We start from the raw sequence: 24995 nt of genomic DNA on the forward strand, positions 1-24995 counted from the left end.
CGATGTCTGCACTGGACCAGGCCGGGGACTATTGAGAGTTGGGCATCTTAAAGCATCCGCCGGGAAGAGGCAGCCACTGCTGTGCTAAGCTCGGCTACCTTTTCGGCCCAGTCGAAGCGTGAGCGCATGACCGACCAGCACCCAAACGCAGCCCCGGCTTCCAGTCTAAAAATCTATTTCCGCCTCCTCGGCTATGTGAAGCCCTACATCGGCTACTTCGCGATCAGCATCATCGGCTACGTGATCTTCGCCTCGACTCAGCCGATGCTCGCCGGCATTCTCAAGTACTTCGTCGATGGCCTGTCCAATCCCGAGGCGGTGCTGTTCCCGACGGTGCCCTACCTGCGTGATCTGCAACTGCTGCAGGCGGTGCCGCTGCTGATTGTGCTGATTGCCGCCTGGCAGGGCGTCGGGGCCTATCTGGGTAACTACTTCCTGGCCAAGGTTTCGTTGGGACTGGTGCACGATCTGCGCGTTTCGTTGTTCAACAGCCTGTTGGCGCTGCCCAACCGCTATTTCGACAATCACAACTCCGGGCATCTGATCTCGCGTATCACTTTCAATGTGACCATGGTCACTGGCGCGGCGACCGATGCGATCAAGGTGGTGATTCGCGAAGGCTTGACGGTGGTGTTCCTGTTTGCCTATCTGCTCTGGATGAATTGGCAACTGACCCTGGTGATGCTGGCTATTCTGCCGCTCATTGCGCTGATGGTCGGCAGCGCGAGCAAGAAATTCCGCAAGCAAAGCAAGAAGATCCAGGTGGCCATGGGCGATGTCACCCACGTCGCCTCCGAGACCATCCAGGGCTATCGGGTAGTGCGCAGTTTTGGTGGCGAGGGTTACGAGTCCACGCGGTTTGCTGCCGCCAGTCAGGACAACACCAACAAGCAGTTGCGCATGACCAAGACCGGAGCGGTCTACACGCCCATGCTGCAACTGGTGATTTACAGTGCCATGGCGGTATTGATGTTCCTGGTGCTATTCCTGCGCGGCGATGCCACGGCGGGCGATCTGGTGGCCTACATCACCGCCGCCGGCTTGCTGCCCAAGCCGATTCGCCAGCTTTCCGAGGTCAGTGCCAATATCCAGAAAGGCCTGGCTGCCGCCGACAGCATCTTCGAGCAGCTCGACGAAGCCCCCGAGGTCGACCGCGGCACGGTCGAGCTCGATCGGGTCAGCGGTCGTCTGGAGGTGCGCAATCTGAGCTTCCAGTACCCTGGCGCCGAGAAGCCGGTGCTCAGCGATATCTCCTTCAGCGCCGAGCCCGGGCAGATGATCGCCCTGGTCGGTCGCTCCGGTAGCGGCAAGTCGACCCTGGCCAGCCTGATTCCGCGTTTCTATCACCATGAGACCGGGCAGATTCTGCTCGATGGAGTGGACGTCGAAGACTACAAGTTGCGTAACCTGCGCCGACATATCGCCCTGGTGACTCAGCAGGTCACCCTGTTCAACGACAGCGTGGCCAACAACATCGCCTATGGCGACCTGGCCGATGCGCCGCGCGAGGCCATCGAGCAGGCGGTTGAGGCGGCCTACGCCAAGGAATTCATCGACAAGCTGCCGCAGGGGCTGGATACCGAGGTCGGCGAGAATGGCGTGCTGCTCTCCGGCGGCCAGCGCCAGCGTCTGGCGATTGCCCGGGCCTTGCTCAAGGACGCGCCGATTCTGGTGCTGGACGAGGCGACTTCGGCCCTCGATACCGAATCCGAGCGGCATATCCAGGCGGCCCTGGATCGGGTGATGACGGGGCGGACCACGCTGGTCATCGCCCACCGCCTGTCGACCATCGAGAAAGCCGACCTGATTCTGGTCATGGACCAGGGGCGGATCGTCGAGCGTGGCACCCATGCCAGTCTGCTCGAGCAGAACGGTTTCTATGCGCGCCTGCATGCGCTGGGACTGGATGAAAGCGCGCCATTGGATATCGCCTGATAAACTACGCGCCCGCCACTTGAGGCCACCGGAGTTCACATGAAGTTGTCCATGCCCCGTTTCGACCAAGCCCCCGTCCTGGTGGTGGGCGATGTCATGCTCGACCGCTACTGGCATGGCGGCACCTCGCGGATTTCGCCGGAGGCGCCGGTGCCGGTGGTCAAGGTCGAGCAGATCGAAGACCGTCCGGGCGGTGCCGCCAACGTGGCGTTGAACATTGCCGCGCTGGGGGCGCCGGCGCTGCTGGTCGGTGTGACCGGCGACGACGAGGCGGCCGCCAGCCTGAGCGACCGACTGCAGGCGGTGGGGGTCAAGACCCATTTCCAGCGTATCGTCGGCCAGCCGACCATCGTCAAGCTGCGGGTCATGAGCCGGCATCAGCAACTGCTGCGCATGGACTTCGAACAGCCCTTCAATACCGATGCCGCGGCCTTGGCGGTCGAGGTCGAGGCGTTGCTCGCCGGGGTCAAGGTGCTGGTGCTGTCCGACTACGGCAAGGGCGCGCTGCAGAATCATCAGGTGCTGATCCAGGCGGCGCTGGCCAAGGGCATTGCGGTATTGGCCGACCCCAAGGGCAAGGATTTCTCGATCTACCGCGGCGTCAGCCTGATCACGCCGAATCTCAACGAGTTCGAGACCATCGTCGGTCATTGCGTCGACGAGGCCGAACTGGTGGCCAAGGGCGCACGCATGATGCGCGAGCTGGAGTTGGGCGCGCTGCTGATTACCCGCGGCGAGCACGGCATGACCCTGCTGCGCCCCGATCACCCGGCGCTGCACCTGCCGGCCCGCGCCCGTGAAGTGTTCGACGTCACCGGTGCCGGCGATACGGTGATCTCGACCCTGGCGGCCTCCCTGGCCGCTGGCGAGGAATTGCCCCAGGCCGTGGCCTTGGCCAACCTGGCGGCCGGTATCGTGGTCGGCAAGCTGGGTACCGCCGCCATCAGTGCACCGGAACTGCGCCGGGCGATCCAGCGCGAGGCCGGTTCCGAGCGCGGCGTGCTGAGTCCGGATCAGCTGTTGCTGGCCATCGAGGACGCCCGTGCCCATGGCGAGAAGATCGTCTTCACCAACGGCTGTTTCGACATCCTGCATGCCGGCCACGTGGCTTACCTGGAGCAGGCCCGGGCCCAGGGGGACCGCCTGGTGCTGGCGGTCAACGACGATGCCTCGGTCACTCGCCTGAAAGGCCCCGGTCGACCGATCAATTCGGTGGATCGGCGCATGGCCGTGCTCGCCGGCCTCGGCGCGGTGGATTGGGTGGTGAGCTTCAGCGAAGACACCCCGGAGAACTTGCTGCGCGAGGTCAAGCCGGACGTGCTGGTCAAGGGCGGCGACTACGGCATCGATCAGGTGGTCGGCGCCGACATCGTCAGCGCCTACGGTGGCGAAGTGCGGGTGCTGGGGCTGGTGGCAAACAGCTCGACCACCGCCATCGTCGAGAAGATCCGCAACAACTGATCCAGCATGCCGTTCAACCCGGTTGAGCGGCGTGCAGTTTGGCTGCTGCTGATGTGACCGGCGCTCGCGGCTTCGCCGCCGGTTTGGGGGGTGTGGCGCCGAGCTGTTGCTGGCTCAGCCAGTCTTTCCAGCGGATCCGTTCGTCGCGCACCAGCCAGCCGTCCTGCGCCGCGAAACTCTCTGCCAGCCACAGACCGCGGGTGCTGGCGGCTTTCAGCTGGCCTTTGTTGAGTGTCAGCAGTTCGGCGGTCGGCCGCCCCTGGTGCAGCGGTATCAGGTACAGGTCGGGGCGACTGCGGTCGAGGCGGGCGACCAGCTTGCCGTCCTCCAGGCGTTCGTCGACGTGGAACAGGCTGAGTTGCCTGGCCTCTTTGGGCAGCTCCAGGCGCAGGTCGTAGACCAGCTGCAACGAGGCCGTGGGCAGGTGCACATAGGCGCGCGGGCGTTCCAGCAGGGTCAGGTTGCCGCATTGCACCGGGCGCGCCGCGCCGGACAGTGGGCTGAGTTGAAAGTGCAGGGTCTCGCGGTAGTGCAAGGCACCTCGATAGGGCGAGGGCAGCCAGGTTTCGCCGAAGCGGCCACTCAGCCAGCCTTCGGGGGTTTCCAGCAGGCACTCTTCGGCAACCTCCTGGATGGCGGTGAGCAGCGGCAGGTTGAGTTCGTGGGCGGGCACGTAGCCGGAGATCAGCTTGAGCACCACGTCGCCCCGGTCCAGGCGCCGCTGGCGGACCAGAATCCAATAGTCCCGACCTTGCCAGTTCAGGGTCAGGCGCACCGAAACCCCCAGGTTGGCCAACTCCACGGCGAAGCGTTGGTTGTCGATCACCTCGATGGCACGGCGCCGGCCGAGCATTTCGCTGAAGTTCAGTGGTCGGCCCAGGCTCTGGTAGCTGATGCCGTCCGCGCTGGCCTCGACGAACAAGGGCAGGGTCTTGAAGGCGCTGGGGTCATGCTGGTTAAGCGTGCGCGACATGTCGGCTCCTACATTGCGTTGGGGGCGGCCCAGATCGGGCTGTTTGTAAGGCAGGGCCGGCGTGGTTGCAAGGGATGCCGTTGCGCGGCTGAAACCACGCCGGCCTCGATGCGCAGCGCGTTATGCCGAGTCAGGCAATATCCTGAATGACCGCCGCGGCAGTCGCGACATTATGGGCCAGGTGTTGCGCATTGATGGTGCCGACGATCGCACAGTTCACCGCCGGGTGGGCGAAAATCAGCTCGAAGCTGGCACGCACCGGGTCTTCCCCCGGGGCCAGGCAGGCATGCCCGCTGGCCAGGGCTTTCTTGATCAGGATGCCTTTGCCGTGCTGCTCGGCGTAGTCCAGTACCGGCAGCTCGCTCTGTTCATTGAGGTTGTAGGTGACCATCGCACAGTCGCCCTGTTCGAGTGCCAGCAGGCCGCCCTCGACGGTTTTGCCGGACAGGCCGAAGCCGCGAATCTTGCCTTCGCGCTTGAGCTCGGCAAGGGTTTCATAGACGCCGCTGTTGCGCAGGATGGCCAGGTCGTTGCCGTCGGAATGCACCAGCACCAGGTCGATGAAGTCGGTTTCCAGGCGCTTGAGGCTGCGTTCCACCGAGAAGCGCGTGTGGGCCGGGGAGAAGTCGAAACTGGAGTGGCCGCCCTCGAACTCTTCGCCGACCTTGCTGACGATCACCCACTGCTGGCGCTGGCCGCGCAGCAGCGGGCCGAGGCGGCTTTCGCTGCTGCCATAGGCGGGGGCGGTGTCGATCAGGTTGATCCCCAGATCATGGGCCTGGGCGAGCAACTCGATGACCGCCGCGTCGTCGGGAATAGTGAAGCCGTTGGGGTATTTCACGCCCTGGTCGCGGCCGATCTTCACCGTGCCGAGGCCCAGGGGCGAGACCAGCAGCTCGGTCGAACCGAGCGGGCGGTGCAGGTTGTGCAGGGTATGCAAGGCGTGCATTAGAACAGTTCCTCCCAGGCTGGGCGCGCTACGGCCGGACGGGGCAGGGCCGGGAGCGGCGCATGGGTGGCGGGCTGGATGCCGTCACGGTCGAGAGCCGCCAGTACGCGATCGGCGAAATCCGGGGCTAATGCCAGTTTAGTCGGCCAGCCGACCAGCAGTTGGCCTTGTTCGGCGAGAAAGGCGTTATCCGGGCGGACCAGGCCGGACTGCGCCGGTTCGGCGCGCTCGACGCGCAGGGTTGCCCAGCGTGCGCGGGAGAGGTCGACCCAGGGCAGCAGGGCGCCGATTTCCTTCTGCGCGGCCTGGATCTGCGCGGCTGCGTCGCGGGCCACGCCTTCCGCCTCGGCCAGGTCGCCGCCGAGGTACCAGACCCACTCGCCATCGGCCGCCGGATGCGTGGTGACGGTGACCCGCGGCTTCGGTCCGCCGCCGAGGCAGTGGGCGTACAGCGGTTTCAGGGTCGGCCCCTTGACCAGCACCATATGCAACGGCCGCAGTTGCTGCACGGGCTGGGTGAGGCCCAGCGCGGCGAGCAGGGCGGCGTTGCCGCGGCCGGCGCTGAGCACGATGCGCTGCGCGCGAATCTCGCGGCCGTCGACGAGCAGGCCGACCAGTTGACCCTGTTCGTGCAGCGGTGCGATGGACTCGGCGGCCAGCAGGCCGTCGCCGGCCAGTTCGGCCAGGCGGGCGATCAGACTGGGTACATCCAGCACCAGTTCGGCCAGACGGTAGACCTTGCCCTTGAATTTCGGGTGCTGCAGCGCGGGCGGCAGTTGCTCGCCCTTGACCTGGTCGACCCGGCCGCGCACCGCCTTGCTGGCGAAGAAACTGGTGATATTGCCGGCCAGGCTGCCGGGCGACCACAGGTAATGGGCATCGGACAGCAGGCGCACGCCGGAGAGGTCCAGCTCGCCGCTGCCGGCCAGTGCCTCGCGCCAGCGGCGCGGCATGTCGGCGATGGCTTCCGAGGCGCCAGTCAGGGCGCCGTGCAGGGCGTACTTGGCGCCGCCATGGATGATGCCCTGCGATTTGACGCTTTGCCCGCCGCCCAGGCTGGCGTTTTCCACCAGCAGGGTGGCAAAGCCCTGGCGGCGCAAGCGCGCATTCAGCCAGAGGCCGGCGATACCACCGCCGACGATCAGAATGTCAGTGCTCAGAGCCTGGGACATGCGAGGGCCTCATTGGAAATCAGGCCCGCAGTATAACGGCAAGTGCTGGTGACGGGCTTCCAGGCTCAAGCGGCAGCTTGGCGCTCACGGTTGGTTCAATGGCCGACGCTGTGCGAAAACAATTGAATCACCACCACGCCGCAGACGATCAGGCCCATGCCGAGCATCGCCGGCAGGTCGAGGCGCTGCTGGTAGAGAAACACCGCGGCAATGCTCACCAGCACGATGCCCAAACCCGCCCAGACGGCGTAGGCAACGCCGACCGGGATGGTCTTGACCACCAGGCTGAGCATCCAGAAGGAGAGGGCGTAGCCGAGCACCACCAGCAGCAGCGGTAGCGGTTTGTTGAAGCCGTCCAGGGCTTTCATCGAGGTGGTCGCGATGACTTCGGCGGTGATGGCGACAGCGAGATAGAGATAGCCGCTCATGGTGGACCTCCTGTTTGATCTGGCGGCCATTCTAGTCGTTCGATTGATGGGATAAAGTGATTACCTATCTGTTTTGGAGATGGGTTATGCAGTGGAACCTGGAGCAAATTCGCCTGTTCGTCAGCGTGGCCGAGGGCCAGTCCTTCTCTGCCGTGGCCCGGCAGATGAACCGCGGGCAATCGGCCGTGAGCACGGCGATCGCCATGCTCGAGACCGACCTCGGGGTGCTGTTGTTCGAGCGCAGCAGCGGTCGTCAGCCGCGCCTCACGGCGGCCGGTGCGTCGCTGCTGGAAGAAGCGCGCGAGGTGCTGCGCCAGTGCGAACGCCTGGAGGGACGGGCGTTGGGGCTGGTGCGCGGTGAAGAAGTGCGCCTGCGCCTGGCCCAGGACGAGGCCATGCCCTATCAGCCGGTGCTCGACAGCCTCGAGGCCCTGGCTCAGGCTTTCCCGCTGCTGGAGGTGCAACTGGCCAGCGGTGCCCAGGGCGATGTCGCGCGCAAGCTGCTGGAGCGTCGCGCCGACCTCGGCCTGCTGTTCCACCATGAGCAGATGCCCGAAGCCCTGGAACGCCAACGGCTGGGCACGATTGAAATGGTTACGGTATGCGGTGCCGGGCATGCGCTGGCCGGGGCCGGGCATGTCGACCGGCGCGAGTTGGCGCGCCATCGCCAGTTGCTGATGGCGCCGCAGGACAGTCATTACCCTGGCGGCGAGCAGATCAGCCCGTCGGTCTGGCGCACCGACAGTTTCTACGCCATGGCCGAGCTGTTGATGCGTAACCTGGGCTGGGCCTGGCTGCCGCGCCATGTGGTGCAGTACCCGACCTACCAGAGCCAGCTTGTGGAGCTAAGCAGTGACTGGACCCCGCCGCCGCTGGTCGTCGAGTTGGTCTGCCGGCGCGATGAAGCCCTGGGGCCGGCGGCGCTGTGGCTGGCCGACTGCTTTGGCGAGCGCCTGCAAGCCATCGGCTGATTGCTGGCGGCCGCTCTGCTAAGCTGCGCGCCCATGAATAGAGCCCTCTACACCCTGCTGTTGCATCTCGGCCTGCCCCTGGTCGCCGGGCGTCTGGCCTGGCGCGCGTGGCGCGCACCGGCGTATGCCAGGCGCATCGGCGAACGCTTCGCCCTTGACCTGCCGCCCCTGCAACCCGGTGGCATCTGGCTGCATGCGGTGTCGGTCGGCGAGAGCATTGCCGCCGCGCCGCTGATTCGTCAGCTGCTGGCGCGCTATCCGCAGTTGCCGATCACCATCACCTGCATGACGCCGACCGGCTCCGAACGGATTCAGGCCCTGTTCGCCGGGCCCGAGTATGCCGGGCGCGTGCAGCACTGCTATCTGCCCTATGACTTGCCCTGGGCCGCGGCGCGCTTTCTCGAGCGCGCCCAGCCCCGGCTGGCGGTGGTCATGGAGACCGAGTTGTGGCCCAACCACATCCATCAATGTGCCCGCCGCGGTATTCCCGTGGCCCTGGCCAATGCGCGGTTGTCCGAGCGCTCGGCGCATGGTTACGCGCGCTTCGCCAAGCTGACCGCGCCCATGCTCGCCGAGCTGAGCCTGATCGCGGTGCAGACCGCCGCTGAGGCCGAGCGCTTCCGCAGCCTGGGCGCGCGGCCCGAGTGCGTCGAGGTGACCGGTTCGATCAAGTTCGACCTGACGATCGACCCCGCGCTGCCTGTGCGCGCCAGCGAGTTGCGCGAGCAGTGGGGCGCGTCGTCACGGCCGGTGTGGATCGCCGCCAGTACCCATGCCGGTGAAGATGAAATTGTCCTGGCGGCGCACCGCTTGCTGCTCGAACAGCGGCCCGAGGCCTTGTTGATTCTGGTGCCGCGGCATCCGGAACGCTTCGCCGCGGTATTCGAGTTGTGCCAGCGCCAGGGTTTCGCCACCCTTCGGCGCTCCAGTGGCGCGGCGCTGCTGGCGGGCGATCAGGTGCTGCTTGGCGACACCATGGGCGAACTGCTGTTTCTCTATGCCCTGGCCGATCTGGCCTTCGTCGGCGGCAGCCTGGTCGGCAATGGCGGGCATAACCTGCTGGAGCCGGCCGCGCTGGGCAAGCCGGTACTAAGCGGCCCGCACCTGTTCAACTTCCTCGAAATCGCTGCGCAGTTGCGCGAGGCCGGCGCGTTGCTCGAAGTGACCGATGCCGCCGACCTGGCGCAACGGGTCGACCGGCTGTGGCGCGAGCCGACCGAGGCGCAGCGCATGCGCGCGGCGGGCCTGGCCGTGATGCAGGCCAACCAGGGGGCGCTGGCGCGGTTGCTGGCGGGGCTGGCGCGTTTGTTAAGGCACCCATGAAAGACGTGGTGCGCACGGCGCACCCTACGCTATGGAATGCGACTGCCGGGTAGGGTGCGCCATGCGCACCACGAGTCGCCAGCACCCACAAAAAAGCCCGACTCGCATCGGGCTTCTTCATGCAGGCTACTCAGTGCGAGCCGCTCAATGTGAGCCACTCAATCTGAGCGACTCAATAATCCAGATTGCCGCGTAACTGCGCTTCGGCGGCCTTGGCCAAGTCGGGGGGCAGGAAGTCGCGATCCGGGTCGTAGTCCGACTTGAGGTATTGCTCGAGGGCTTCCAGGTCGGCCGGGCTGAGGGTGCCGGCGGCCTGCTTGAGGCGCAGGTTGTTGAGGATGTAGTCGTAGCGGGCAAAGTTGTAGGTGCGCACCGAGTTGTACAGTTGGCGTTGAGCATCGAGCACGTCGACGATGTTGCGGGTGCCGACCTGATAGCCGATTTCCGTGGCTTCCAGGGCGCTCTGGTTGGAGATGATCGACTGCTTGCGCGCCTGCACGGTTTCCACGTCGGTGTTCACCGCGCGGTGCAGGTTGCGGGTGTCCTGCACCACCTGGCGGCGCAGGCTTTCGCGCAGTTGCTCGCTCTGGTTGACCCGCTGATAGGCTTCGCGCACCTGCGAGCTGGTCAGGCCGCCGCTGTACAGCGGGATATTCAGTTGCAGGCCGATCGAGCGCTGCTCTACATCGCCGCTGAAGGTCGGCTGGCCTGGCGTACCGGTATTGCTGAAACCAAGACTGTCGTTGTCGCCCTTCTGGTAGCTGGCCACCGCGTCCAGGGTCGGGGCATGCCCGGACTTGCGCTGGCGCAAGGTTTCTTCGGCGGCGTTCACCGCGTAATTGCTGGCTTGCAGGTTGAGATTCTGCGCGGCGGCGGTATCGACCCAGGCCTTGGCGTCGTTCGGGATCGGGGCGAGGATCGGCAGACTGTGTTCGATGCCTTCGAGAGCCGGGTGCTCGCGGTTGGTCAGGGTGATCAGGGCCTGAAAGGCGTCTTCGACCTGGCGATTGGCGATGATCCGGTTGGCCCGTGCGGTATCGAAGCCGGCCTGGGCCTCGAGCACGTCGGTCTTGTCCGACAGGCCGACGTCGAAGCGCTCGTTGGCCTGGTCGAGCTGGCGCTTGAACGCGGCCTCTTCGGCCTTGGTCGAGGCCAGGGTGTCCTGGGCGCGCAGCACGGCGAAGTAGGTTTCCGCGCTCTGCAGGATCAGGGTCTGCTCGATGGCAGACAGCTCCAGCGCGGCCTGCTCGCTGCTGGCTTCGGCGGCCTGCAGCTGGAACCAGCGGTCGGCGCGGAACAGCGGCTGGCTGAGATTGGCCTGGTACACCGTGCCGCTGCGCGAGGCGGTGTTGGCCGGCGAGTCGATTTCGGTGCGGCTGTCGCTCAGGTCGGCGCCAGCCGAGAGGTTGGGCAGCAAGCCTGAGCGCGCCTGTGGCACTACTTCGCGGCGAGCCTGGTAGTCGGCGCGGGCGGCCGCCAGGTCGGCGTTGTTGGCGGTGGCTTGCTGATAGACCGTGACGAGGTCCGTCTTGGCGGACGGTGGGGCCTGTTCTGCCCAGGCCGTTGCAACGGAAGCGGAGGCCACAGCAAGCGCCAGGGAGAGTCTGCGCAACATTGGGGGAGATCCTGAGTTTGGCGATAATCGGCAAGGCTAAGGGGCGCTGCCAGAGGGGTCAAGGCATGCTTATTGGGCCTGAGTGTAGTTTGCAACAAGCTATGTTGCCTGTGCGCAACAATCTACTGGACCGACTGCCTGGCTGGGATGGCGTCGTCACTATCCGACGCATGGGTCATGCTTTTTTGACTCCCCGGTTGGTTTTATCGTGGCGTCTTGATTAGACTGGCCAGGTTCTTGTCGGGGTGCCCCATATGCGGGGCTGAGATTGGCAGCTGCCGGATCCCGTTGAACCTGATCAGGTTAAGGCCTGCGTAGGGAACAAGATGGCCTCGCCCTTCCCTCGGCGAGTGCTCTCGGCACCACTTGCGGTGCACCCCGTACGCTCATCCGCCCCAGGTTCGCTCCGACATTTCGTCCCAGGAGAGCACCAGCCGATGAGCACACAACAACAAGACAACCTTAGCCCGAAGAACCTCAGCGAAAGCGCTCAGGTCGACCAGCAGTCGATCCAGCCGTTTCCGCGTTCGCAGAAGATCTACGTGCAGGGCTCGCGCCCGGACATCCGCGTACCGATGCGCGAGATCAGTCTCGACATCACCCCGACCGAGTTCGGTGGCGAGATCAACGCGCCGGTGCTGGTCTACGACACCTCCGGTCCCTACACCGATCCGAACGTGACCATCGATGTGCGTCAGGGCCTGGGCGATGTGCGTTCGGCCTGGATCGACGACCGTGGCGACACCGAACTGCTCGACGGCCTGTCCTCGCACTTCGGCCAGGAGCGCCTGGTCAATCCCGAGCTGACCAAGATGCGCTTCGCCCACGTGCGCAACCCGCGCCGGGCCAAGGCCGGCAAGAACGTCAGCCAGATGCACTACGCGCGCCAGGGCATCATCACCCCGGAGATGGAATACGTCGCCATCCGCGAGAACCTCAAGCTGCAGGAAGCCCGCGCCGCCGGCCTGCTCGACCAGCAGCACGCCGGGCATAGCTTCGGTGCCAGTGTGCCCAAGCAGATCACTGCCGAGTTCGTCCGCGAGGAAATCGCCCGCGGCCGCGCCATCATCCCGGCCAACATCAACCACACCGAGCTGGAGCCGATGATCATCGGCCGCAACTTCCTGGTGAAGATCAACGGCAACATCGGCAACTCGGCGCTGGGTTCCTCGATCGAGGAAGAAGTGGCCAAACTGACCTGGGGCATCCGCTGGGGTTCGGACACGGTGATGGACCTGTCCACCGGCAAGCACATCCACGAGACCCGCGAGTGGATCATCCGCAACTCGCCGGTGCCGATCGGCACCGTGCCGATCTACCAGGCGCTGGAGAAGGTCAACGGCGTGGCCGAAGACCTGACCTGGGAGCTGTTCCGCGACACCCTGATCGAGCAGGCCGAGCAGGGCGTCGACTACTTCACCATCCATGCCGGTGTGCTGCTGCGCTATGTGCCGCTGACCGCCAAGCGGGTCACCGGTATCGTCTCGCGCGGCGGCTCGATCATGGCCAAGTGGTGCCTGGCGCATCACCAGGAAAACTTCCTCTACACCCACTTCGAAGACATCTGCGAAATCATGAAGGCCTACGACGTCAGCTTCTCGCTGGGCGACGGCCTGCGTCCGGGTTCGATCGCCGACGCCAACGACGCCGCCCAGTTCGGCGAGCTGGAAACCCTCGGCGAGCTGACCAAGATCGCCTGGAAGCATGACGTGCAAACCATGATCGAAGGCCCCGGCCACGTGCCGATGCAGCTGATCAAGGAGAACATGGACAAGCAGCTGGAATGCTGCGACGAGGCGCCGTTCTACACCCTCGGTCCGCTGACCACCGACATCGCGCCGGGCTACGACCACATCACCAGCGGCATCGGTGCGGCGATGATCGGCTGGTTCGGCTGCGCCATGCTCTGCTACGTCACGCCCAAGGAGCACCTGGGCCTGCCGAACAAGGATGACGTCAAGACCGGCATCATCACCTACAAGATCGCGGCCCACGCCGCCGACCTGGCCAAGGGTCATCCGGGCGCGCAGATCCGCGACAACGCCCTGTCCAAGGCGCGTTTCGAGTTCCGCTGGGAAGACCAGTTCAACCTCGGCCTGGATCCGGACACCGCCCGCAGCTACCACGACGAGACCCTGCCCAAGGATTCGGCCAAGGTCGCGCATTTCTGCTCGATGTGCGGGCCGAAGTTCTGCTCGATGAAGATCACCCAGGAAGTGCGCGACTACGCCAAGGAGCATGGCCTGACCGACGAGCAGAAGGCCATCGAGGCCGGTTTCGCCGAGCAGTCCGGGCGTTTCAAGGATGAGGGTTCGGTGATCTACAAGCAGGTCTGACGCGTTACCCGACGCCAGGAGCCTGCTCCTGGCGTCGCCTATTCAGTTCTTCGAGACTCTCCTCATTGTGAACCCCCCAACGAATTACTCACCGCATCTGCCGGTGTCGATCGGGCAGCGTGTGTTTGGCGCGCGCGACATGTTTTCCCTGTGGTTTTCCCTGGGCATCGGCCTGATGGTGCTGCAGCTTGGCGCCTTGCTGGCGCCGGGCCTGGGCCTGAGCGGCGCGCTGCTGGCGATTGCCTGTGGCACGGCCGTCGGGGTGTTGTTGTTGGGTTCGGTGGCGGTAATCGGCAGCGATACCGGGCTGTCGTCCATGGCGGCGCTGAAGCTCAGCCTGGGCAGCAAGGGGGCCGTGGTGCCGGCCTTGCTCAATCTGTTGCAACTGGTCGGCTGGGGCGCATTCGAGATCATCGTCATGCGCGATGCCGCCAGCGTGTTGGCGCTGCGGGCCTTCGGCGAAGGCAGTCCGTGGCATAGCCAGGGCCTGTGGACCCTGTTGTTTGGTGGTCTGGCGACCCTGCTGGCGGTGGCTGGTCCGCTGACCTTCGTGCGCCGTATTCTGCGCAGGTGGGGCATCTGGCTGCTGCTTGGTGCCTGCCTCTGGCTGACCTGGAACCTGTTCGACAAGGCCGACCTCGCGGCGTTGTGGGCGCGCCGCGGCGATGGCTCGATGCCGTTCGCCCTGGGTTTCGACATTGCGATTGCCATGCCGCTGTCCTGGCTGCCGCTGATCGCCGACTACTCGCGCTTCGGCAAGGCGGCCGGCCGGGTGTTCGGCGGCACCGCGCTGGGGTTCTTCGTCGGCAACTTCTGGTTGATGAGCCTGGGCGTGGCCTACACCCTGGCCTTTGCCGACAACGGCGAAGTCAATGCCTTGCTGTTGGCTCTGGCGGGCGCCGGCCTGGGCATTCCGTTGCTGCTGATCCTGCTCGACGAGTCGGAGAACGCCTTTGCCGACATCCATTCGGCGGCGGTCTCCGTCGGTATTCTGCTGCCGTTCAGGGTCGAACTGCTGGCGCTGGTGATTGGTGCGCTGTGCACCCTGATCGCCTGGTTCGCGCCGCTGGCCGAGTACCAGAACTTCCTGTTGCTGATCGGCTCGGTGTTCGCTCCGCTGTTCGGTGTGGTGCTGGTCGATCACTTCATCCTGCGCCGGCGCCGGGCGGAGCTGGCGCCGCGCGTGGCGTTGCGCTGGGACACGCTGCTGGCCTGGGCTTGCGGGGCGGCCATCTATCATGCGCTGGCGAGTTTCTGGCCCGGGATCGGTGCGACCCTGCCGGCCTTGTTGCTGGCCGGTGTGCTGCAGTTGGTCTTCGGATCCTTCAGTCGCGGGCGGGAACGTATTGCGGTTTGAGGATGCCCTGGAGCTGGCTGTAGGGGATCGTCAGTTGCGGATGGCCGCTGGAGTAGGGCGCTATGCTGTAGACGTTGTATTTCAGCAGCACGGCGGCCTGGCCGAGGGCGACGTTCTCGGTGCGCTCGAACGGCCAGTTGCGGAGGTACTCGGGGTCCTGCGCCAGCTGGTTGGCGGTCAGCCAGCGCTGGTGAGCCTGGCCGGCGAGGTTCCAGAACGCATCTGTCTGCCCGGGTAGCAGCATGTCCTGCAGGCTCAGGGCCTTTTCCAGCCGGCGGTCGTAGTTGATGAAACCGCGCCCCGGCATGCCGTGCGCCCCGCCCGTGGACAGGTAGCTGGAAAATTCGATGATCACCAGTTGGTCATGTTGCTCGCGCACCTTGGCTTGCAGGTAAGTGTTCCAGCCGCGCTTGGCACTCTGCAGGAAATCCTCTTCATAGGATTGCAGCGAGGCCGGCAGGGGCGCGTCCGGCGAGTCGTTGGTCATCTGCAGCAGGCGCTGTTCGATCAATTGGTTGAGCTGCGGCTGGTCGGAAAAAACCAGGGTGTCGATATTCACCAGGGGGCAGGTCTCGCCCTGGCAGCCGGGCTGAATACTCTCCCAGGCGACGCGTTGCACCGGTAGCGCGCTGTCGCCTGGAAGCAGGCTCTGGCAGGCGCTGAGCAGGAGGCCAAGACTGATTGTGACGAGTTTTTTACGTGCAAACATTGAGTTCTGCGCCAGGCGGAGAGAGGGTAGGGTCGCGGGGTTGGACTGCCGGTTGTCCCAGTGGTTCGCCAGGGTAACCCGTCGCAGCAGCGCTGCATGATCCCAGCCAGCGCCTAATCTGCAAAGAGGCTGCGCAAGGTTGGACGCAGGGGGTAGGATGCGCGAAAGCCCAGATTATCGGATTGAGTGAGACGTGGATGACCGACACTTTTAAACCAGGCCCGGATGCGGTGCAGATTATCGAGCGAGAAACCTGTTTTCGCGGGTTTTATAGCCTCGATCGCCTGCGTTTTCGCCATCTGCAGTTTTCTGGCGAAATGGGCCCGACGCTCAGTCGCGAACTGTTTATCCGCCACGATGCCGTGTGCGTGCTGCCCTATGACCCGCAGCGCGATGAAGTGGTGCTGATCGAACAGTTTCGCGTCGGCGCCATGGGCAAATCCGCCAGCCCCTGGCTGCTGGAGCTGGTTGCCGGGCTGATCGATACCGATGAGCAACCGGAGCAAGTGGCGCTGCGCGAGGCGGTGGAGGAGGCCAACCTGGCCCTGACCGCGCTGTGGCCGATTACCCAATACTTTCCTTCGCCCGGCGGTTCGGACGAGCGTGTCTACCTTTACCTCGGGCGTTGCAATAGCCTGGGTGCCGGGGGCGTGCATGGCCTGGCCGAGGAGGGTGAGGACATTCGCGTGCATGTGCTGTCGCTGGACGCTGCCCTGGACGCGGTCAAGGATGGGCGGATCAACAATGCGGCGAGCATCATCGCCTTGCAATGGCTGGCGCTGAACCGCGCCGAGGTGAGGGGGTTATGGTCGTGAACCTGTTGCGTGACCGTTATCGGGTTGATCTGATCGAGCTGCAGGCGGCCTGTGCAGCCAACTACGCACGCTTGATGCGCCTGCTGCCGGACATGCGCGAGGCATCGTGTGCGCGGCGGGTCGCCCTCAGTCAGGGCGAGCACCTGCTCGGCGTGCTGAGCCTGGAAGTGCTGGAAACCTGCCCCTATACCTCGACCGTGCGGGTGCGCCAGGAGCACAGCCTGCCGTGGTTGCCGGTGCCGCAACTGGAAGTGCGGGTGTACCACGATGCGCGCATGGCCGAGGTGATCGGCGCACAGAACGCCCGGCGTTTTCGCAGCATCTACCCGTATCCGAATGCCGCCATGCATCAACCGGACGAAAAGTCCCAGCTCAACCTGTTTCTCGGCGAATGGCTGAGTCATTGCCTGGCCTGTGGCCATGAGCTGGAACCGGTGCTTTAAACCCTGCCACATGCGCCAAGCCATAGGCGTCAAGAAGTATCCTGAGCGCGTCACCCGACAGCTTGCCGCTGCTTTTATGTGATCCATGCCCACTTCGCGGGTTTACCGCCGCCCTGGCTAGCCACCATAATTCACCCATTCTGCTCAAGGAGACGGCCTTGCCGAGCGAGCTCAATTCCGCTGCTGATTCCTCGGTCCTGCTGGTACAGCTGTCCGACAGCCATCTATTTGCCGAAGCGGCCGGCAAGCTATTGGGCCTGGATACCCAGGACAGTCTGCAGCAAGTGATCGAGCGGGTGCTGCAAGAGCAGCCGCAGATCGACCTGATGCTCGCCAGCGGCGATCTGTCGCAAGACGGTAGCCTGGCGTCCTACCAGCGCTTTCGGCAGATGACCGAGGTGCTGGCGGCACCGGCCCGCTGGTTCCCCGGCAACCATGACGACGTCCCAGCCATGCAAACCGCCTGCGCTGGTAGCGATCTGCTGGAACCGGTGATCGACCTGGGTAATTGGCGCATCATCCTGCTCGACTCGTCGATTCCCGGTGCGGTGCCGGGCTATCTTGACCCGCAACAGCTGGCCCTGCTGGAGCGCGCGCTCGGCGAAGCGCCGGAGCGCCATCACCTGATTTGCCTGCACCATCACCCGGTGTCCATCGGTTGTCGCTGGATGGAGCCCATCGGCCTGCGCAACCCCGAGGCGCTATTCGCCGTGCTGGAGCGCTTCAGTCAGGTGCGGGCGCTGCTCTGGGGGCATATCCATCAGGAATTCGATCAATGGCACAAAGGTCTGCGCCTGCTGGCGTCGCCTTCCACCTGCGTGCAGTTCGCCCCGGGCAGTGAAGAGTTCCAGGTCGACACCAGTGCGCCCGGCTACCGCTGGCTGCGCCTGTACGCCGACGGTCGGCTGGATACCGGCGTGTCGCGGGTGACCGGGATCGACTTCGAGGTGGATTACACGGTGAAAGGTTATTAGCCGCTGCAGGTGCCGCGCTGGCGCAGCATGCATACCTACGTGCAGCTTGCAGCCGGATGCTTGGCACTAGTAGCCTCCCGCTCCATGACTGCATCTATTCTCTATCTCCACGGCCTCAACAGCTCACCGGCTTCGCTCAAGGCCAGCCAGCTGTCGCGTGCCATGACGCGCATGGGGCTGGCGGCGCACCTGCGGGTGCCGGCCCTGGACCATCATCCGCGCCGGGCCATCGCCCAGCTCGAGGCGCTGATCGCCGAACTCGGCCGGCCCGTGCTGGTCGGCAGCTCGTTGGGCGGCTACTATGCGACCCACCTGGCCGAGCGCCATGGCTTGCGCGCGCTGTTGATCAATCCGGCGGTGCGTCCGCATCTGCGTTTCGATGGCTTCCTGGGGCCGCAACACAACTATTACAGCGGTGAAACCTGGGAGCTGACGGCCGATCATGTGCTGGCCCTGGCCGAGTTGGACGTGCCGCCGCCGCAAGATCCCGCGCGTTACCAGGTGTGGTTGCAGACCGCCGACGAAACCCTCGATTACCGCGATGCCCAAGCCTATTACCGCGCCTGCGCGCTGCGCATTCAGGCCGGTGGCGATCATGGTTTTCAGGGCTTTGCCGCGCGCTTGCCGATGCTCTTTGCCTTCGCCGGTATTGCGCCCCAACTGTGGCGCGATACCGACTTTTCCGACCTTTAATAACGACCAGAGAGCCCATGGCCAGTTACAACGCAGACGCCATCGAAGTCCTTTCCGGCCTGGATCCGGTGCGCAAGCGCCCGGGCATGTACACCGACACCAGCCGCCCCAACCACCTGGCCCAGGAAGTCATCGACAACAGCGTCGACGAAGCCCTGGCCGGCCATGCCAGCTCGATCCAGGTGATCCTCCACGAGGACAATTCCCTGGAAGTCATCGACGACGGTCGCGGCATGCCGGTGGATATTCACCCCGAGGAGGGGGTCTCGGGGGTCGAGCTGATCCTCACCAAACTGCACGCCGGCGGCAAGTTCTCCAACAAGAACTACCAGTTCTCCGGCGGCTTGCACGGCGTCGGCATCTCCGTGGTCAACGCCCTGTCGACCTCCGTCGAGGTGCGGGTCAAGCGCGATGGCAACGAATACCGCATGACCTTTGCCGACGGCTTCAAGGCCAGCGACCTGCAGGTGATCGGCACAGTCGGCAAGCGCAACACCGGTACCAGCGTGCATTTCTGGGCGGATACCAAGTATTTCGATTCGCCCAAGTACTCGGTCAGCCGCCTCAAGCATGTGCTCAAGGCCAAGGCTGTGCTCTGTCCGGGGCTGCACGTCAGCTTCGAGGACAAGGCCAGTGGCGAGCGGGTCGAGTGGCTGTACGAGGAGGGGCTGCGCTCCTACCTGGTGGATGCGGTCAGCGAATTCGAACGCCTGCCCGTCGAGCCGTTCTGCGGCAGCCTCAGCGGTAACAAGGAGGCGGTCGACTGGGCGCTGCTGTGGCTGCCGGAGGGCGGCGATACGGTGCAGGAAAGCTACGTCAACCTGATCCCCACGGCCCAGGGCGGCACCCATGTCAACGGCCTGCGCCAGGGCCTGCTGGACGCCATGCGCGAATTCTGCGAGTTCCGCAGCCTGCTGCCGCGCGGGGTCAAGCTGGCGCCGGAAGACATCTGGGAGCGCATCGCCTTCGTCCTCTCGACCAAGATGCAGGACGCGCAATTCTCCGGCCAGACCAAGGAGCGCCTGTCCTCGCGCGAGGCCGCGGCCTTCGTCTCCGGGGTGGTCAAGGACGCCTTCAGCCTGTGGCTCAACGCCCACCCGGAACTCGGTCAGCAGCTCGCCGAGCTGGCGATCAGCAACGCCAATCGCCGCCTCAAGGCCGGCAAGAAGGTCGAGCGCAAACGCATCACCCAGGGCCCGGCGCTGCCCGGCAAGCTGGCCGACTGCGCCGGCCAGGATCCGATGCGCTCCGAACTGTTCCTGGTCGAGGGCGATTCCGCCGGCGGCAGCGCCAAGCAGGCGCGCGACAAGGAGTTCCAGGCGATCCTGCCGTTGCGTGGCAAGATCCTCAATACCTGGGAAGTGGATGTCGGCGAAGTGCTGGCCTCCCAGGAAGTGCACAACATCGCCGTGGCCATCGGCATCGACCCCGGTTCCAACGACCTGACCCAGCTGCGCTACGGCAAGATCTGCATCCTCGCCGACGCCGACTCCGACGGTCTGCACATCGCCACCCTGCTGTGCGCGCTGTTCGTCCAGCATTTCCGTCCGCTGGTGGATGCCGGACACATCTACGTGGCCATGCCGCCGCTGTACCGCATCGACCTGGGCAAGGAGATCTTCTATGCCCTGGACGAGGCCGAGCGCGACGGCATCCTCGACCGCCTGGTCGCCGAGAAGCGCCGCGGCAAGCCGCAGGTCACCCGCTTCAAGGGCCTCGGCGAGATGAACCCGCCGCAGCTGCGCGAAACCACCATGGATCCCAATACCCGGCGCCTGGTACAGCTGACCCTGGCGGATTATCCGGGCACCCAGGAGCTCATGGACATGCTGCTGGCGAAGAAACGCGCCGGCGACCGCAAGTCCTGGCTGGAGTCCAAGGGCGACCTGGCCGAGGTGCTGCTTTGATGCGGCGACTGGCTGCCGCCCTGTTGCTGGTCACTGCTCCGGTCCTGGCCGAGACCCAGGCCCTGGAGGAGCTGACGCTGGTCAGCGAGCACCCGATCGAGGGCATCGCCGCCGGCAACCTGTCGGGGCTGGCCTGGTGCGGCGAGGCGCTCTGGGCCGTTTCGGATCGCGAGGATGACCGCCTGTATCGCCTGGCTGCCGGCGACACTGCCTGGCAGGCCGAGGCCGAGCGCTTTGTCGCCCCGCCCTTGTCCTCGACCCTGCTGCCCTGGGGCTTGCGCATGCGCACCTGGATAAGCGGTCTGCTGCGTGGCGGTAATCTGGATTTCGAAGGCCTGTCCTGCGATGCAGTCGGCAATCGCTACCTGGTCAGCGAGGCGCGCGCCGCCGTGTTACAGATCCCTCCTGCGGGGGCGCCGCAGTGGCTGGCGCTGCCCGATGGCATGGTGCGCCAGGCACGTGCCAGCAGCATGCTCTGGCACTTCAATGCGCTGCTCGAGGGCGTGGCCATCGATCCTGCCGGCGAGCGCCTGTGGTTGGCGGCCGAACGCCAGCGCCGCGGCCTGCTGGTGCTGCACAAGAACGGTTCGAGCTGGCGCTGCAGCGGTAGTTGCGTGCTGATGAGCGAAGGCGGTAGCGAACCCTCGCCGCCGCAGTTGGGCGGCGAGGCGCAACCGCAGGACTTTGCCGACCTGGCCTTTCACAACGAAAAACTCTTCACCCTCGAGCGTCAGGCCCATCGCATCTGTCGGCGCAAGCTGAGCGATGGCGCGGTCGAGCGCTGCTGGTCGTTCGCCGCCGAAGCTTTGACCGATGCCCGGCGTTATCCGCCGCCCTTTGGTTTGGCCGAAGCGCTGTGGATCGATGAGCAGGGCGCCTGGATCGGTAGCGACAATGGCCGGCACAGCCGTGCCGATGGCGAGCAGCGGCCGGTCGTCTGGCGCTTCGCCGCGCCCAAGGGCGGCTGGGAGCAGGCCAAGTGAGCACGCAGACTGCGGGCCGGCGGATCGGCCGGGTGATGCTGGTGCTGGCCTGGGGCGCCGCGCTGCTGCTGGCCACGCACTTCTTCGGCCAGTGGGAGGAGCGGCGCAATAACCCGAACCAGGCGCCGCAGTCAGTGCAGGGCGAGGGCTATATCGAGGTGCGCCTGCTGAGCAGTCGCGGCGGGCATTACCTGTTGGGCGGCCAGATCAACGGCGCCAACGTGACCCTGCTGCTCGATACCGGCGCCACCGCCGTCGCCGTACCCGCCGCCCTGGCCGAGTCCCTCGGCCTGCAGCGCGGTGCGCCGGTGCAGGTCCGTACCGCCAATGGCACCGTGGTCGGCTACCGTACCCAGCTGGCCAGCCTGCAGCTCGGCGAGATCCTGTTGCACGATGTTGACGCCCTGATCACGCCGGGGATGGACGGCGACGAGGTGCTGCTCGGCATGAGCGCCCTGAAACAACTCGAATTTACCCAGCGCGACGGCACCCTGGTGCTGCGCCAGACGACTTCGCTTGACTAAATTTTCTGATCAATGAGGCACGCATGAGCGAACCCCTCGATTTGAGCCTGGACGGTGTTGAGCGCCGTTCCCTTGCCGACTTCACCGAGCAGGCTTATCTCAATTATTCGATGTACGTGATCATGGATCGCGCGCTGCCACATATCGGCGACGGGCTCAAGCCGGTGCAGCGGCGGATCATCTATGCCATGAGCGAACTGGGCCTGGACGCCGACTCCAAGCACAAGAAGTCGGCGCGCACCGTCGGTGATGTGCTCGGCAAGTTCCACCCACACGGCGACTCGGCCTGCTATGAAGCCATGGTGCTGATGGCCCAGCCGTTCAGCTACCGCTACACCCTGGTCGACGGCCAGGGCAACTGGGGCGCGCCGGACGATCCCAAGTCGTTCGCCGCCATGCGTTACACCGAGGCGCGCCTGTCACGCTACTCCGAGGTGCTGCTGACCGAACTGGGCCAGGGCACCGTGGACTGGGTGCCGAACTTCGACGGCACCCTCAACGAGCCGGCCACCCTGCCGGCGCGCCTGCCCAACATCCTGTTGAATGGCACCACCGGCATCGCCGTGGGCATGGCCACCGACGTGCCGCCGCACAACCTGCGCGAAGTGGCTGCGGCCTGCATCCGCCTGCTCGACCAGCCGGACGCCACGGTCGAGCAGCTCTGCGAACATGTGCTCGGCCCGGATTACCCGACCGAGGCGGAGATCATCACCCCGCGTGCGGATTTGCTGAAGATCTACGAAACCGGCAAGGGCTCGGTGCGCATGCGCGCCGTGTACCGCGTCGAGGACGGCGACATCGTGGTCACCGCGCTGCCGCACCAGGTGTCCGGGGCCAAGGTGCTGGAACAGATCGCCGCGCAGATGCAGGCGAAGAAGCTGCCGATGGTCGCCGATCTGCGCGACGAGTCGGACCACGAACACCCGTGCCGCATCGTCATCATTCCGCGCTCCAACCGGGTCGATGCCGACGAGTTGATGCAACACCTGTTTGCCACCACCGAGCTGGAATCCAGCTACCGGGTCAACAGCAACGTCATCGGCCTGGACGGCAAGCCGCAGGTGAAGAACCTGCGCCAGCTGCTGCGCGAATGGCTGGAGTACCGGGTCGGCACCGTGCGCCGGCGCCTGCAGTTCCGCCTGGACAAGGTCGAGCACCGCCTGCACCTGTTGGAAGGCCGCCTGATCGCCTTCCTCAACCTGGATGAAGTGATTCATATAATCCGCACCGAGGATCAGCCCAAGCCGGTGCTGATGGAGCGTTTCGGCCTCACCGATATCCAGGCCGAGTACATCCTGGAAACCCGTCTGCGCCAGCTGGCGCGGCTGGAAGAGATGCAGATCCGCGGCGAGCAGGAAGCCCTGGCCAAGGAGCGCGCCAAGTTGCTGGCCCTGCTCGGCAGCGAAGCCAAGCTGAAGAAACTGGTGCGCGATGAAATCATCAAGGACGCCGAAACCTATGGCGACGACCGGCGCTCGCCGATCGTCGCCCGCGCCGAGGCCAGGGCCTTGTCGGAAACCGAGTTGCTGCCGACCGAGCCGGTCACCGTGGTGATCTCGGAGAAGGGTTGGGTACGCTGCGGCAAGGGTCACGATATCGATGCCACCGGCCTGTCGTACAAGGCCGGCGACGGCTTCAAGGTCGCCGCGCCGGGCCGCTCGAACCAGTACGCGGTGTTTATCGATTCGACCGGTAGGAGCTACTCCCTGGCCGCCCATTCGCTGCCGTCGGCGCGTGGCCAGGGCGAGCCGCTGACCGGGCGCCTGACGCCGCCACCGGGGGCGACCTTCGAGTGGGTGTTGCTGCCGGACGACAGCGGCCTCTATGTGATCGCCTCGGATGCCGGTTACGGCTTCGTGGTCAAGGGCGAGGACCTGCAGACCAAGAACAAGGCCGGCAAGGCGCTGCTCAGCCTGCCGCCAGGCGCCAAGGTGCTGGCGCCCAAGCCGTTGCTCAGCCGCGAACAGGACTGGTTGGCCGCCGTGACCACCGAAGGGCGGCTGCTGCTGTTCCCGGTACGCGACTTGCCGCAGCTGGGCAAGGGCAAGGGCAACAAGATCATCGGCATCCCCGGCGAGCGGGTCGCCAGTCGCGAGGAATACCTCACCGATCTGGTGGTGTTGCCGAGCGGCGCGACCTTGGTGTTGCAGGCCGGCAAGCGTACCTTGTCGCTCAAGGCGGATGACCTGGAACACTACAAGGGCGAACGCGGCCGGCGCGGCAACAAGCTGCCGCGTGGCTTCCAGCGGGTCGATGCGCTGCTGGTGGAATAGCAGGGCTAACTGAGGACGCGGGGATGGCTGAGGGCGGGCAGGGCGCAGGGCTGCAATGGAGGCTGGAGGATGGCCGGCCGGCGCGCCTGCGGGTGGATGGCGCCTGGCTGCTGCAGGCGGCCAAGCCCGACCTCGAGGCTATCTGGTACAGCCAGCGGCAACTGCCCGCGCAGGTGCAGGTGGATGTCGCCGTGGCCGCCTGGGACAGCAGTCTGCTGGCGCTGCTGCGCCGCCTGCAGCGCCTGGCCGTGGCGCAGGACGTGGAGCTGCGCTGGCAAGGCTTGCCGGACGGTGTCGAGCGGCTGTTGCAGATGGCCGCCAAACCGTCTACCCAGGCCCAGGAGGCGCCGACGCCCGCGTATGGTCCGGTGACCCGCCTGGGGCTGCTGTCGCTCGGTGTGCTGGCCAGCATCGGCCAGGCTTGTCGCTTCCTCGGTGAGGTGCTGCTGGCGCTCGGGCGGCAGCTGCGCGGTCGTGGACGCATGCGCCGGGGTGATTTCTGGCTGGCCCTGCAGCAGTGCGGGCCGGGCGCGCTGCCGATAGTGGCGCTGATCGCCATTCTGGTCGGCCTGATTCTGGCCTTTGTCGGCGCCGCCCAATTGCAGGCCTTCGGTGCCCAGTTGTACATCGCCAACATGGTGGCCATTGGCATGACCCGCGAGATGGGGGCGCTGATGACCGCGGTGATCATGGCCGGGCGCACCGGCGCGGCCTACGCGGCGGAGCTGGGCAGCATGCAGGCCAACGAGGAAATCGATGCGCTGAAGACCTTCGGTTTTCCACCGCTGGAATTCCTCGTCCTGCCGCGTGTGCTGGCGCTGCTGGTGAGCATGCCGCTGCTCTGCGTGTTCGCCGACGCCCTCGGTATTCTCGGCGGTTTCGTCATCGGCTCCGGTCTGTTCGACATTTCCGCGCAGCTCTACCTCAAGCAGAGCCTGGAGATGCTCAGCCTCGACGATTTCCTGGTGGGCATCGGCAAGAGCCTGGTGTTCGCCGTGCTGATCGGCCTGATCGGCTGTCACTACGGCCTGGCTTGCGGGCGCAACGCCCAGGCGGTGGGGCAGGCAACCACTCGGGCGGTGGTCAGTATCATCGTGGCGCTGGTGGTCAGCGATGCGCTGATCACCCTGATTTGCACCCGGCTGGGGATCTGA

21 protein-coding genes and 1 riboswitch are annotated in these 24995 nt (G+C 65.5%); of the genes, 15 read left to right on the forward strand and 6 right to left on the reverse strand.

What is annotated here, in order from left to right; genetic code table 11:
- The first annotated feature begins 126 nt into the window (after positions 1-126).
- Together msbA and hldE are read left to right on the forward strand one after the other, a co-directional pair.
- Positions 127-1935, forward strand: a complete 1809-nt coding sequence (msbA, locus tag G9C89_RS00930) for a lipid A export permease/ATP-binding protein MsbA (RefSeq protein ID WP_172143483.1) — start codon at positions 127-129, stop codon at positions 1933-1935.
- Positions 1936-1974: 39 nt separating this feature from the next.
- Positions 1975-3396 (forward strand): bifunctional D-glycero-beta-D-manno-heptose-7-phosphate kinase/D-glycero-beta-D-manno-heptose 1-phosphate adenylyltransferase HldE, encoded by a 1422-nt coding sequence (gene hldE, locus G9C89_RS00935; RefSeq protein WP_172143484.1) that lies wholly within the window; start codon positions 1975-1977, stop codon positions 3394-3396.
- Positions 3397-3409: 13 nt separating this feature from the next.
- Here the strand turns inward: hldE and G9C89_RS00940 are convergent, their stop codons facing one another.
- From G9C89_RS00940 to G9C89_RS00955, 4 genes are all read right to left on the reverse strand, one after another.
- Positions 3410-4369 carry a metal ABC transporter ATPase gene (locus G9C89_RS00940; RefSeq protein ID WP_172143485.1) on the reverse strand — a complete coding sequence of 320 codons (960 nt, stop codon included), beginning with the start codon at positions 4367-4369 and terminating at the stop codon, positions 3410-3412.
- A 130-nt stretch (positions 4370-4499) separates the two neighbouring features.
- The gene (locus tag G9C89_RS00945; RefSeq protein ID WP_172143486.1) at positions 4500-5318 is read right to left on the reverse strand and encodes an aldo/keto reductase; all 819 of its coding nucleotides are present in this window, start codon (positions 5316-5318) and stop codon (positions 4500-4502) included.
- On the reverse strand, positions 5318-6490 hold the full coding sequence (locus tag G9C89_RS00950; RefSeq protein ID WP_172143487.1) for an FAD-dependent oxidoreductase: 1173 nt from the start codon (positions 6488-6490) through the stop codon (positions 5318-5320). Before G9C89_RS00950 ends, G9C89_RS00945 begins: the two co-directional genes overlap by 1 nt.
- Before the next feature lie 95 nt (positions 6491-6585).
- Complete coding sequence (locus tag G9C89_RS00955; RefSeq protein ID WP_172143488.1) at positions 6586-6918, reverse strand: DMT family transporter; 333 nt, start codon at positions 6916-6918, stop codon at positions 6586-6588.
- Positions 6919-7004: 86 nt separating this feature from the next.
- Between G9C89_RS00955 and G9C89_RS00960 the strand changes: the two genes are divergently transcribed.
- Together G9C89_RS00960 and waaA are read left to right on the forward strand one after the other, a co-directional pair.
- Positions 7005-7889 carry a LysR family transcriptional regulator gene (locus G9C89_RS00960; protein ID WP_172143489.1) on the forward strand — a complete coding sequence of 295 codons (885 nt, stop codon included), beginning with the start codon at positions 7005-7007 and terminating at the stop codon, positions 7887-7889.
- Positions 7890-7922: 33 nt separating this feature from the next.
- A complete protein-coding gene (gene waaA / locus G9C89_RS00965) occupies positions 7923-9212 on the forward strand; it encodes a lipid IV(A) 3-deoxy-D-manno-octulosonic acid transferase (protein ID WP_172143490.1) in 1290 nt (429 codons plus the stop codon).
- A 172-nt stretch (positions 9213-9384) separates the two neighbouring features.
- Here waaA and G9C89_RS00970 read toward each other — a convergent pair whose 3' ends face one another.
- A complete protein-coding gene (locus G9C89_RS00970; protein WP_172143491.1) occupies positions 9385-10827 on the reverse strand; it encodes a TolC family outer membrane protein in 1443 nt (480 codons plus the stop codon).
- 231 nt (positions 10828-11058) lie between these two features.
- A riboswitch (TPP riboswitch) is annotated at positions 11059-11165 on the forward strand.
- A 99-nt stretch (positions 11166-11264) separates the two neighbouring features.
- Here G9C89_RS00970 and thiC point away from each other — a divergent pair.
- Both thiC and cytX read left to right on the forward strand, forming a co-directional pair.
- Positions 11265-13163: a phosphomethylpyrimidine synthase ThiC gene (gene thiC, locus G9C89_RS00975; protein ID WP_172143492.1), complete on the forward strand. Its 1899-nt coding sequence runs from the start codon at positions 11265-11267 to the stop codon at positions 13161-13163.
- Positions 13164-13230: 67 nt separating this feature from the next.
- The gene (cytX, locus tag G9C89_RS00980) at positions 13231-14520 is read left to right on the forward strand and encodes a putative hydroxymethylpyrimidine transporter CytX (RefSeq protein ID WP_390623746.1); all 1290 of its coding nucleotides are present in this window, start codon (positions 13231-13233) and stop codon (positions 14518-14520) included.
- On the opposite strand, the gene G9C89_RS00985 is transcribed toward cytX, so the two are convergent.
- Complete coding sequence (locus G9C89_RS00985) at positions 14489-15229, reverse strand: RsiV family protein (protein WP_172143493.1); 741 nt, start codon at positions 15227-15229, stop codon at positions 14489-14491. The two genes, cytX and G9C89_RS00985, sit on opposite strands and share 32 nt — an antisense overlap.
- A gap of 197 nt (positions 15230-15426) precedes the next feature.
- Between G9C89_RS00985 and G9C89_RS00990 the strand changes: the two genes are divergently transcribed.
- The 9 genes from G9C89_RS00990 (at position 15427) to G9C89_RS01030 (ending at position 24995) form a co-directional block, all read left to right on the forward strand.
- Positions 15427-16044, forward strand: a complete 618-nt coding sequence (locus G9C89_RS00990) for an NUDIX domain-containing protein (protein ID WP_172143494.1) — start codon at positions 15427-15429, stop codon at positions 16042-16044.
- Positions 16035-16487, forward strand: a complete 453-nt coding sequence (locus G9C89_RS00995) for a DUF1249 domain-containing protein (protein ID WP_172143495.1) — start codon at positions 16035-16037, stop codon at positions 16485-16487. The genes G9C89_RS00990 and G9C89_RS00995 overlap by 10 nt, the downstream gene beginning before the upstream one ends.
- A gap of 158 nt (positions 16488-16645) precedes the next feature.
- Complete coding sequence (cpdA, locus tag G9C89_RS01000) at positions 16646-17461, forward strand: 3',5'-cyclic-AMP phosphodiesterase (protein ID WP_172143496.1); 816 nt, start codon at positions 16646-16648, stop codon at positions 17459-17461.
- An 84-nt stretch (positions 17462-17545) separates the two neighbouring features.
- Positions 17546-18154 (forward strand): YqiA/YcfP family alpha/beta fold hydrolase, encoded by a 609-nt coding sequence (locus G9C89_RS01005; protein ID WP_172143497.1) that lies wholly within the window; start codon positions 17546-17548, stop codon positions 18152-18154.
- A 17-nt stretch (positions 18155-18171) separates the two neighbouring features.
- Complete coding sequence (parE, locus tag G9C89_RS01010; RefSeq protein WP_172143498.1) at positions 18172-20061, forward strand: DNA topoisomerase IV subunit B; 1890 nt, start codon at positions 18172-18174, stop codon at positions 20059-20061.
- A complete protein-coding gene (locus G9C89_RS01015; RefSeq protein ID WP_172143499.1) occupies positions 20061-21044 on the forward strand; it encodes an esterase-like activity of phytase family protein in 984 nt (327 codons plus the stop codon). Before parE ends, G9C89_RS01015 begins: the two co-directional genes overlap by 1 nt.
- 35 nt (positions 21045-21079) lie before the next feature.
- Entirely contained in the window at positions 21080-21568 is a 489-nt protein-coding gene (locus tag G9C89_RS01020) for a retropepsin-like aspartic protease family protein (protein ID WP_178115424.1), read from the forward strand.
- Between the two features lie 23 nt (positions 21569-21591).
- Complete coding sequence (gene parC, locus G9C89_RS01025; protein WP_172143501.1) at positions 21592-23841, forward strand: DNA topoisomerase IV subunit A; 2250 nt, start codon at positions 21592-21594, stop codon at positions 23839-23841.
- 23 nt (positions 23842-23864) lie between these two features.
- A complete protein-coding gene (locus G9C89_RS01030; protein WP_172143502.1) occupies positions 23865-24995 on the forward strand; it encodes an MlaE family ABC transporter permease in 1131 nt (376 codons plus the stop codon).

It is taken from the genome of Pseudomonas tumuqii (genome assembly GCF_013184545.1).
GTDB lineage: Bacteria > Pseudomonadota > Gammaproteobacteria > Pseudomonadales > Pseudomonadaceae > Aquipseudomonas > Aquipseudomonas tumuqii.

Excerpts from the sequence above, each read along its gene's own strand:
- parC (WP_172143501.1), top strand. The coding sequence starts at position 21,592 with ATGAGCGAACCCCTCGATTTGAGCCTGGACGGTGTTGAGCGCCGTTCC.
- G9C89_RS00945 (WP_172143486.1), bottom strand. The coding sequence starts at position 5,318 with ATGCACGCCTTGCATACCCTGCACAACCTGCACCGCCCGCTCGGTTCG.
- G9C89_RS01005 (WP_172143497.1), top strand. The coding sequence starts at position 17,546 with ATGACTGCATCTATTCTCTATCTCCACGGCCTCAACAGCTCACCGGCT.
- G9C89_RS00940 (WP_172143485.1), bottom strand. The coding sequence starts at position 4,369 with ATGTCGCGCACGCTTAACCAGCATGACCCCAGCGCCTTCAAGACCCTG.
- G9C89_RS00990 (WP_172143494.1), top strand. The coding sequence starts at position 15,427 with ATGACCGACACTTTTAAACCAGGCCCGGATGCGGTGCAGATTATCGAG.
- parE (WP_172143498.1), top strand. The coding sequence starts at position 18,172 with ATGGCCAGTTACAACGCAGACGCCATCGAAGTCCTTTCCGGCCTGGAT.
- G9C89_RS00950 (WP_172143487.1), bottom strand. The coding sequence starts at position 6,490 with ATGTCCCAGGCTCTGAGCACTGACATTCTGATCGTCGGCGGTGGTATC.
- G9C89_RS00995 (WP_172143495.1), top strand. The coding sequence starts at position 16,035 with ATGGTCGTGAACCTGTTGCGTGACCGTTATCGGGTTGATCTGATCGAG.
- G9C89_RS01015 (WP_172143499.1), top strand. The coding sequence starts at position 20,061 with ATGCGGCGACTGGCTGCCGCCCTGTTGCTGGTCACTGCTCCGGTCCTG.
- hldE (WP_172143484.1), top strand. The coding sequence starts at position 1,975 with ATGAAGTTGTCCATGCCCCGTTTCGACCAAGCCCCCGTCCTGGTGGTG.
- G9C89_RS00955 (WP_172143488.1), bottom strand. The coding sequence starts at position 6,918 with ATGAGCGGCTATCTCTATCTCGCTGTCGCCATCACCGCCGAAGTCATC.
- G9C89_RS00960 (WP_172143489.1), top strand. The coding sequence starts at position 7,005 with ATGCAGTGGAACCTGGAGCAAATTCGCCTGTTCGTCAGCGTGGCCGAG.
- waaA (WP_172143490.1), top strand. The coding sequence starts at position 7,923 with ATGAATAGAGCCCTCTACACCCTGCTGTTGCATCTCGGCCTGCCCCTG.
- G9C89_RS00985 (WP_172143493.1), bottom strand. The coding sequence starts at position 15,229 with ATGTTTGCACGTAAAAAACTCGTCACAATCAGTCTTGGCCTCCTGCTC.
- thiC (WP_172143492.1), top strand. The coding sequence starts at position 11,265 with ATGAGCACACAACAACAAGACAACCTTAGCCCGAAGAACCTCAGCGAA.
- G9C89_RS01030 (WP_172143502.1), top strand. The coding sequence starts at position 23,865 with ATGGCTGAGGGCGGGCAGGGCGCAGGGCTGCAATGGAGGCTGGAGGAT.
- msbA (WP_172143483.1), top strand. The coding sequence starts at position 127 with ATGACCGACCAGCACCCAAACGCAGCCCCGGCTTCCAGTCTAAAAATC.
- G9C89_RS00970 (WP_172143491.1), bottom strand. The coding sequence starts at position 10,827 with ATGTTGCGCAGACTCTCCCTGGCGCTTGCTGTGGCCTCCGCTTCCGTT.
- G9C89_RS01020 (WP_178115424.1), top strand. The coding sequence starts at position 21,080 with ATGCTGGTGCTGGCCTGGGGCGCCGCGCTGCTGCTGGCCACGCACTTC.